The sequence below is a fragment of the Moraxella equi genome (assembly GCF_002027555.1).
Taxonomy (GTDB): Bacteria; Pseudomonadota; Gammaproteobacteria; order Pseudomonadales; family Moraxellaceae; genus Moraxella; species Moraxella equi.
On record NZ_MXAP01000071.1, the window covers coordinates 1 to 9153 of the forward strand.

Annotated in this window: 5 protein-coding genes and 1 pseudogene; 4 read left to right on the forward strand and 2 right to left on the reverse strand. The window is 38.6% G+C overall.

Annotated features, from left to right (window positions below; all coding sequences use genetic code 11):
- From B5J93_RS07340 to B5J93_RS14405, 4 genes and pseudogenes are all read left to right on the forward strand, one after another.
- Positions 1–602, forward strand: a 602-nt coding sequence (locus tag B5J93_RS07340; RefSeq protein ID WP_143823506.1) for an alpha/beta fold hydrolase, incomplete at its 5' end; no start/stop codon positions are given.
- Positions 603–629: 27 nt separating this feature from the next.
- Complete coding sequence (locus B5J93_RS07345) at positions 630–1580, forward strand: NAD(P)H-dependent flavin oxidoreductase (RefSeq protein WP_079325799.1); 951 nt, start codon at positions 630–632, stop codon at positions 1578–1580.
- A 98-nt stretch (positions 1581–1678) separates the two neighbouring features.
- The gene (locus tag B5J93_RS07350; RefSeq protein WP_079325800.1) at positions 1679–1996 is read left to right on the forward strand and encodes an ArsR/SmtB family transcription factor; all 318 of its coding nucleotides are present in this window, start codon (positions 1679–1681) and stop codon (positions 1994–1996) included.
- Positions 1997–2146: 150 nt separating this feature from the next.
- Positions 2147–4230, forward strand: a pseudogene (locus B5J93_RS14405) (MsnO8 family LLM class oxidoreductase).
- 134 nt (positions 4231–4364) lie between these two features.
- Here B5J93_RS14405 and B5J93_RS07365 read toward each other — a convergent pair.
- Positions 4365–8351, reverse strand: coding sequence for an NACHT domain-containing protein (locus B5J93_RS07365; protein WP_079325802.1), 3987 nt, complete (start codon positions 8349–8351; stop codon positions 4365–4367).
- 115 nt (positions 8352–8466) lie between these two features.
- Positions 8467–9120 (reverse strand): LysR substrate-binding domain-containing protein, encoded by a 654-nt coding sequence (locus B5J93_RS07370; RefSeq protein WP_115236784.1) that lies wholly within the window; start codon positions 9118–9120, stop codon positions 8467–8469.
- Positions 9121–9153: the final 33 nt, after the last annotated feature.

The following is a 9153-nucleotide window of genomic DNA, read 5'->3' on the forward strand; positions in this document are numbered from 1 at the left end:
AAGTTCGGTTGGTATATTTTGAAATGGTGGAAGATTTACGCCTTGTCGTGGCAAAAGCCAAGCAAGAAAACCCAAACACACCTGTTTTTGTACTCGGGCATTCTATGGGCGGACACATTTCGGCACTTTATGGCACCAAATATCCGCACGATGTGAACGGCTTTATTTTGGCGGCGGGCGTTTTGCGTTATAACACAATGAATTTTGGGCATTTGCCACGCCCCGAGCCTGCGGGCAGTTTTGTGGACGGCTCGGTGTCTTTAACCACGCTCAATATCCCATTTGAAGGGGCTGGTTTATCGCTTGATAATGACCCGTTGATGTTGAACAAATTTTCGGTATCGTTCCCCAACGGCTTTAAAGAAGGCATCAAATATTTAAAAGACAATGATGACGAATTTGTCGCCCCTGTGATGTTGATTAGTGGCAATAAAGATGTGTTTGTCGCCCCCAAAGATGCCATTGATTTTTATAATGAAACCAACTCGATGGATAAAAGTTTGATTTTGTATCCGAACTTCGGGCATTTGTTGATGCTGGAAAATGGCGGACAAAAAATCAATGACGATGTGGCAGAATGGATTAACGAGCGAGTGAAATAAGCTGTTTTAATCATTTAGGAGAATTTTATGCAAAACCGCATTACCCAAATTTTGAACATCAAATATCCGATTGTCCGAGCCCCGATGTCGTGGCTGACGGACGCTCATCTGGTGGCAAGCGTGGCGGACGCTGGCGGATTGGGCTTTTTAGCCCCACACGCAGGGCAAACAAGCAATCCCACTTCCAGCGAAGAAGTATTAGAAAGAATGCGTAACGAAATCCGCAAGGTTAAGGCTTTGACCGATAAGCCGTTTGGCGTACCATTTATTTTGTCTTATGATTTTTCGCTTATTCCCTTAATGGTGGATTTGCTGATTGAAGAGCGTGTGCCTGTGGTGTTGGATAACGGTTTGCTTGATGAACAAATTTACGCCAAATTCAAACAGGCAGGCATTAAAATCATCTGCCGATTGCCCAATCCCAATTTGGCAGACGCTTTAAAAGCCCAAGCGTTGGGGGCGGATATTTTGGTGCTGACGGGTTTTGATGAAGGTGGTACATTGCCAATGAAAGAAATTGGTAGTTTCTCGGTGCTTGCTGAATTTGTGGGCAAGGTGGATTTGCCAATTATGCTCGCTGGTGGCATTGCCGATAAAAAATCGGTTCAGGCTGCCTTAACTTTGGGGGCAGAAGGCGTATGGGTTGGCACGGCATTTATCGCCACAACCGAATGCCGAAGTCATCAAAAAGTCAAAGAGTGGATTGTGGGTGCAACGGCTAATGATTTATTACTGTTCCGTACCGAGCCGTATTATTACCGCTCGCTTCCAACCGAACTCGCCAAAAAATGCTTTGAAATGAGTGAAAATGGGGCGAGCCGTGCCGACATCGCCAAAGTGATGAATGCAGGTACAGGAATGCGTTTGGGTATGCTAGAAGGCGATTTTGACAATGGCTATGTGTCGGTGGGCAATGGCATTTCACAAATCCACAAAATCAAAAGCGTAAAAGAATTGATTGATGAGTTGATGGCTTAATTAAAAAAACACCGTTTAATTTTAAGCGGTGTTTTGGTCTTAGACCGTCTGAAAGTAAGAAATTGACATTTCTAAAAAACTAGATATAATATCCGCCTATGCAAACACTCATTGACACTTTCAAGGCACTCGCCAACGAACACCGCCTACAAATGCTCGTTTGGCTACACCACCCCGCCCTACACTTCCCCGATTTTTCGCCCGAATGCACCACAATGCAAGACGGTGGCTGGATTTGCGTGGGCAAAATTGCCGAAAAAGCAGGGCTGGCTCAGTCGGTCGTCTCAGGCTATTTAAACACCTTAAAATCGGTCGGTTTGGTAGAAAGTCAGCGAATGGGCAAATGGACTTATTACCGTTTTGCCCCCAATGCCAAAGCCGATTTGATTGAAAAATTGAACCAAACTTTTCCCTAATGCCGTTTTTAATGGCATTTTTAACCCATTATCAAATCTAATTTTTTAGATATTAAGATAAGAAAAATTGTTATGAAAATCCCCAAACTCTCCGCCCTAAACCTTGCTCCAATGCGACAAGGACAAACCGCCAAAGATGCCATAGACGCAATGGTGCGTTTGGCACAGCATTTAGAACACCTTGATTTTACAAGGTTTTGGATTGCCGAACATCATAATATGCCCCATTTGGCAAGTTCCGCCACGCAAATTCTCATCGCCCATACGCTGTCGCATACGCAAAAATCCGTGTTGGTAGTGGTGGCGTAATGCTCCCCAATCACAGCCCTTTGCAGGTGGCGGAGCAATATGGCACTTTGGAGACTTTATACCCCAATCGTGTGGATTTGGGTTTGGGGCGCGCCCCTGGTAATGACCAAATGACGGCAATGGCGTTAAGGCGTGGGCGTGCGGACATCTCTGACCAATTTCCAAATGATATTGCTGATTTGCAACGCTATTTTGGTAATGAGAGTGTACAAGGGCGAGTCAAAGCCTATCCTGCGTTGGGGCTAAATGTTCCGCTTTATATTTTGGGTTCAAGCACCGAAAGTGCGTATTTGGCTGGTCGTTTGGGCTTGCCGTATGCCTTTGCCGCGCATTTTGCCCCACGAATGCTGGAAATGGCGGTGGACATTTATCGCCAAGAATTTAAGCCGTCCGCCGTGCTAAATGAACCTTATATGATGATTTGTAATAATATTTTGGTGGCGGACAGCGATGATGAAGCCCACTTTTTGGCGACTACACAACAGCAACTGTTTTGGGATTTGGTGCGTGGCGTGTCTCGTGGCATGTGTCTGCCTGTGCCTGATATGGACGCTCTGTGGTCGCCTCAAGAAAAACTGTCTGCCCAAGCGATGATGAGCACTTCGTTGATTGGCGATACAGACAGTGTCAAACAGCAGTTAATTGATTTTCAACAAAAATACGGGGCCGATGAGCTAATTGCCATTAACTATATTTTGATGAACAAAAACAGCACCACGCTTATTCATTACTCAAACAAATTATTGAAACCATTTAAAAAAGGTAATCTTATGACCGATTTATTTACCCCATTTACGCTAAACAATGGCGTAGAAATCAAAAACCGCCTTGTGGTCGCCCCGATGACCCATTTTGCGTCCAACCCTGACGGCACAATTTCGGACGCAGAACGCCAATTTATCGGCAATCGTGCCCAAGATTTTGGGCTGTTTATCACGGCAGCGACTTTGGTTAAACACGGCGGTAAATCCTTTATGGGCGAACCAGAAGCGACCAGCGATGCGGTGCTAGACAGCCTGCGTGAAACCGCCAATGTCATTAAAAATCAAGGAGCAAAAGCCATTTTGCAACTGCATCACGGTGGCAAAAAGTGGAATGCCGACATCAATCAAGGCTTTGACGCCATTGCTCCAAGCGATTATGTCAAGCCTGATAATGACGCGTCCGACAACCATTCTGCCCGTGCGATGACGGGGGCGGAAGTGGACGAGATGATTGTAGCATTTGCTCGTTCGGCAGAATTGGCGTTGCAGGCAGGCTTTGACGGGGTGGAAATTCACGGGGCAAATGGCTATTTGATTCAGCAGTTTGTCTCAGGCGACAGCAACACACGCACCGATAAATGGGGTGGCGACATTCACGCTCGCACCGCGTTCCCATTGGCGGTGATTCAAGCCGTAAATGAAGTGAAAGCCAAACACAATCGCCCTGATTTTATTGTTGGCTACCGTTTTTCGCCCGAAGAACCCGAAGAAAATGGACTGACAATGGCGGATACTTTTGTTTTGCTGGATAAATTGGTGGAACAACCCCTGCAATATCTGCACATTTCCTTGTGGGATTTTTATAACAAGGCAAGACGCGGAGCGGACACGACAAAATCTCGCATTGAGCAAATTCACGACCATATTGGTGGAAAATTGCCGTTGATTGGCGTGGGCAATTTGCTCTCGGGGGCGGACATTCGTGGGGCGTTTGAGACGGGTTTTGCCGAATTTATCGCGGTGGGCAAGGCGGTGCTGATGAATCCGAATTTGGCAACTTTGCTTAAAAACAATCAAGATGAGCAAATTGCCACGCGTTTGGATTTAAGCCAGCCTGAAAAATATGGCTATCCACCTGTGTTGTGGCACATTCAACAAAATAAACCTGCCTTTTTACCGCCTGTGGTGGGCGATGAGAATTGGCAAGCTGTTAGTGTTTGATTTTTTTGGGTGAACCATAGCAAAAATCTACTCTGATTTGCCCTATTTACTGACAAAATTCAAATCTAAAAACATAGACCCATACTTTAATAACCTTATTAAGACCCAAGCCGTTTGGGTCTTAAATAATAAGATTATATATAAGATAAGTCTATCACAAAAATATCAATTCTTTTTCTAAGTTCTTCTGAGAGGTTTTCTTGGATTTTTTGATATAATTCCTCTGCATTTTGAATACAATGACCCTTTCTGTTGGCGACTTTTTCATCTTTACCAAACCACAACACCAAATAAACACCTTGACCCTCAGAATCAGGGTGAATGGTATATAATTTATTTAATTGGTTGTCGAATGCAGAATACACCTCTGGATGCCATTGCCCTTTCACTTCAATGGGGACAATTTTTCTTTTGCCATTAATGATTTTTGAACAAACAATATCACATCTTTTTTGATTGTGCATATAGCGTTCTATATCAAGAAGCACTTGACGATGTTCGAGGCGTAATCTTAATCTTTCCGCAATATATTGGCTGGCGGTGTTTTCATCAACTCTCTGTTCGCCATGATAAAATATTGATTTTGTGGTAGTGTCGTGTCCATTTAAATCGTTTTGATAAAGCTCTAATTCCTCCAAAATTACTGCGCGTAAATTTTCACTGCTGACAATATCATCTTTTTCCAATAAATTGACAATATTTTCTGGGGTTGGTGCTTTAAAATTTTCCATTGCAGACTTTTTTAGATAATCAAATCTAATGCTTTTTAAACTTGTATGCAAATCTTGATAAATCGGATTATTAAGTAACCTATCAATGACAGGCAATGGATTATCTGACGGTTGTTTTCCTAGCATAAAAATGATATTACCTAAAAATTCATCTGTTTTTTCATTATCCAAACTATCGGGGTTATTGGGTAGGTTTTTATCAATAAAAGAACTTAAAATAAGCTCAATCTTTTGAGAACTTAAAGTTAACCAATCTCTATAATCTCCAAATGCTCCCAAATGTCGATTTAAAATCAAAATACTATTAATATCTTGTATTAATTTATTCCAATAGATTTCGTAGTCTTCATCTAACAAATAAAAGGCATGAACCAGCCAAAAATCTTGCCTTTCTTTATATGTGTTATCCTCTTTTGGTATGGTGCTTTGTTTAAGAAATTCACCACCTTTACTTTTAATGAACTCTTTGAGTTTATCCAAATCACCAAATTTTATGGATTGCAAAAACAGCTCTTTTTGAGCATTAAACTGCATATTAGGAAAACGAATCAGCCATTCTAAGGACAATTTTCTTGCTAATGGCTTATATTCCTCTTCGTCCAACCAATAAATTTGTGGACTAGAACAATCCACACAAGATATTTGAGGCTCTATGTATGCACGCAAAAATTGCTCTTTTTGTTCAAGATTATCAAATAGACATTTATAAACTTCCTTTTTGAATAAGGAATGTTCATCAGAATTTAATCCACGCCAATGCATAGATAGATTGGTACATAGAGCCTCCAAAAGATTTTTTGGAACACGCTTTAATGAACCATCTCTTTTTAAAATTTCCAAACAAGAAGCATATAAAATAACTTCAACCTCCAAGCTCCGAGATTGACATTGTAGTTCTACCAGTTCTGGTAGGTTTGGTATATCAGGCTTAATAAAGTCTAAACAATTATAAAGTGCATTTCGAACCAATTTTTCATCACCAAATTTTTCCACAATGCTTTCAGGTTCTTGCAAAACAGTATAAGCAAACTCAAATAGCGATTGCCAATGACAACCACTTTCAATTAAGGCTCTATTTTCTGCAATATATTTAAGGTTTTTTTGATAGATTTCTTGTTGTTTTTTATCTTGCCTTTTAATATATCTATCATATTTATAATCCTTCTTTTGCTCTTGATGATATGTCTTATCTTTTTTAAGTTCTTGATACCAAATACGCAAAAATTCACTTTTTTGCATTGCTTGTAAACGCATATGTCTGCGTAATAAATTGGGATTACTTTCTTTGTTTTCATAATTATGTCTTTGTGTAAAATACTTCCATAACGCCGTATTATTGGTATCAAATGCTAAATTAACAATATACCAATAATCATCATATTGAAGGCGCAAGCCAGAATGCCCCCGAAAACTAAAATTATGAAATACTATTTTACGAATTTTCTCAATATCGGATAAATTTTCCATAGCAATCTTAATAATACTGCGTCTTAATTCGTGATTTTCTGAAAAAATTTTTACCGACAAACTGATATCTTTTGATACATTACTTTTAAAATATAAATTTTTAACCCATTGCCAAATTTGTACGGAATTATAAGGTTTATTATATAACTCAAAATATCTGTCTAATAATCTAACAATGATTTTGCTCATACCAATTCGGCATTGACAATCATATTCATTCTTACATACACAAGACAGATTTTTAGACAATTCATCAAGTAATTTGATGGTTAAATCCAAATCAAGTTGATCAATAAATACCGTGATAAAATAGCGCGTTCCAATCACTCTTTCTCTACCATATTTTTTAGGATATAGTTCTGAGCATACTTGTAAAAATTTAACATAGTCATCAAATTCAAAATAGCTATCTTTAACACCAAGCATTATGTCGGAAATGATTGATAAAGAGGTGTTATCTCCTTCTTCTATCAAGACATCAAAAAGTGATTTAAATGGATAATCCTTCACGCTTAATAAGCATTGTCCTGCCAAACGACGAATGCCCCATTCTTTGTATTTTGGTCTGGTATCACAAATAATTGCTTTTAACTCATTTGTTATTTTCTGATTGATTGGTGAATCAATAAGTAATTCCAACAACATTCTTTGTAAATGACCCTCTCGATGTTTTTCAGACAGTAATTCCTTTAATTCATCAATCAAATCTTCCGTGAAAAAGTCATTAACACTAAAATTTCTCCATACATCACTACGGCGAAAATAAGGGTCTTTTTGATTTAATTGCTTTAAGGCATTTAGTAGTTTGATTTTTGAGCTAGACAACAATAAAGAAGGGTCTCCATTAGATAATATCGCATAAGGGTCTAAATCAATAAATTGCTCTTGAATTCTGTGATTGTTAGACAATATGGCTATCCAAGCAAATAATCCACGCAATTCGTCTCTGACGATATTGTTAGGGACTATGATTGATAAAATTTTATTGAGTGATAATGGATGTTGTAGTGCGGTTAATTTTTTGGCAAGATAACTGCCTGCACAATATTCTGCCACTATTCTATGAATGGGGCGGTGCTGTTCTTGATTTTCTGGAATAAAAAATTGTGTAGAAATCAGTTGGTTTATATTTTCATCAGAATTTAGAGCGGTTAAATGAGGATAAAAATTATTTGATGAGTCATCGGTAATACTGATACCCTCAGCACCAGATAGCATTATTTTTGCAAAAATATCTTCTGCCAATTCTATTTTTTTAGGAATGGACAATGAATGGCGATATGCATTATTACTTTCTTTTGCCAAACCTTCAATGGCAATTTTAAATGCAGAATACTTATTTTCAAAATTTTGATTGTTTTCTACATAAGATTTTGCAAATAATTTTAAAAATAAAGGGTTTGATAACAAGGGAGTTAATTCAATTTTGCGAGAGTCTATTAAAAACCGTTCTGCATTATATGTTGGATAATAGTGTGAAAATAGTTGTGCTTGCTCTTGCTCATCAAAAGGTTCAAGATAAACCAGCAAAGGTTCTTCGTTAAAAATATCTTGGCAATTTGTATTATAATAATTAGACCATTCACTAGAACGGCTGGATAAAATAATTTTTTCTGCTGATGTTTGTTTAATTGTTATCAGTGTTTTTATCACTACTGAATCATCAATTTTTACCAACTCATCAAATCCATCAATAATCAGTACTGTGTGATTTTCTTGGTGTGGAGAGTGGGCAAATATATTTGCCTTGTATCTTGTAACATTGCTTTGTTTTGCAAGACTATCCAACAAATCACTCTTGCCAGCACCTGGCTCGGCAAGCACTACAATTACTTTTTTATTTTCAGACAATAATTCTAGGTCTGTGAATTTTTGACTATTATCGGCATTATGTAATGTTCTGGGTAAGTAAAATTTTGTCATATAAATTAAGTTTTACAAAATAAGTTTTGATTATGAAAAATACAACAATAATCAACAAAAATTTATCATTAATGATTATTTGTCATATATGGATTAATCTTGATAATGGTGTTTTTTAGCCAATGTCTTTCATCATCTCCACCACCAATTCTCTGACCCAAGCGTGAGCAATGTCGTGGTGCGTGCGTTCGTGCCAGCTCATTAACATTGTAAAACCGTCTATTTCAATGGGCGGTGTTTGTAAATGGACATTGGATAAAGTTTTGGCAAGACATTCTGGCAATACCGCCACCAAATCTGATTCTTGCAATAAAGACGGCAACAATAAAATATTATTTAAAGACACCATCACTTTTCTTTTTAATCCCAATTTTTGCAATGCCAAATCGGTCGCTCCACTAAACTCCCCACCATTATAAGAAAACATCGCAAAAGGCAATTCACAAAAAGTTTCTAAGGTTAATGCGGTATTTGCCACCCAGTGCGTTTTACTCATCGCACAAATATAGCGTTCGTCATAAAGTTTTTGTTGGTACATATCGGGTGTTAAATTGTAATGACTGACAAACGCCAAATCAATTTTATTTTGTTCAAATAAGGTTTTGATATTCTGTCCTTGTACAGGCAATAATGCCACTTGCACATTAGGGGCAAGTCGTCTTAATTTTAAAATGAGTGGTACGGCAATAATTTGTTGCACATAGTCGGTCGCCCCAATCCGCAGTGTCATCGCCAAATTTTCAGGCTCCAATACGGGCGGTTGGAGCATTGAATTAATATCGGTTACCCCACTCTCAACTTA

What these genes read in the sequence shown, in the direction of transcription:
- B5J93_RS07345 (WP_079325799.1), top strand. Translation starts at nt 630, where the DNA reads ATGCAAAACCGCATTACCCAAATTTTGAACATCAAATATCCGATTGTC.
- B5J93_RS07350 (WP_079325800.1), top strand. Translation starts at nt 1,679, where the DNA reads ATGCAAACACTCATTGACACTTTCAAGGCACTCGCCAACGAACACCGC.
- B5J93_RS07365 (WP_079325802.1), bottom strand. Translation starts at nt 8,351, where the DNA reads ATGACAAAATTTTACTTACCCAGAACATTACATAATGCCGATAATAGT.
- B5J93_RS07370 (WP_115236784.1), bottom strand. Translation starts at nt 9,120, where the DNA reads ATGCTCCAACCGCCCGTATTGGAGCCTGAAAATTTGGCGATGACACTG.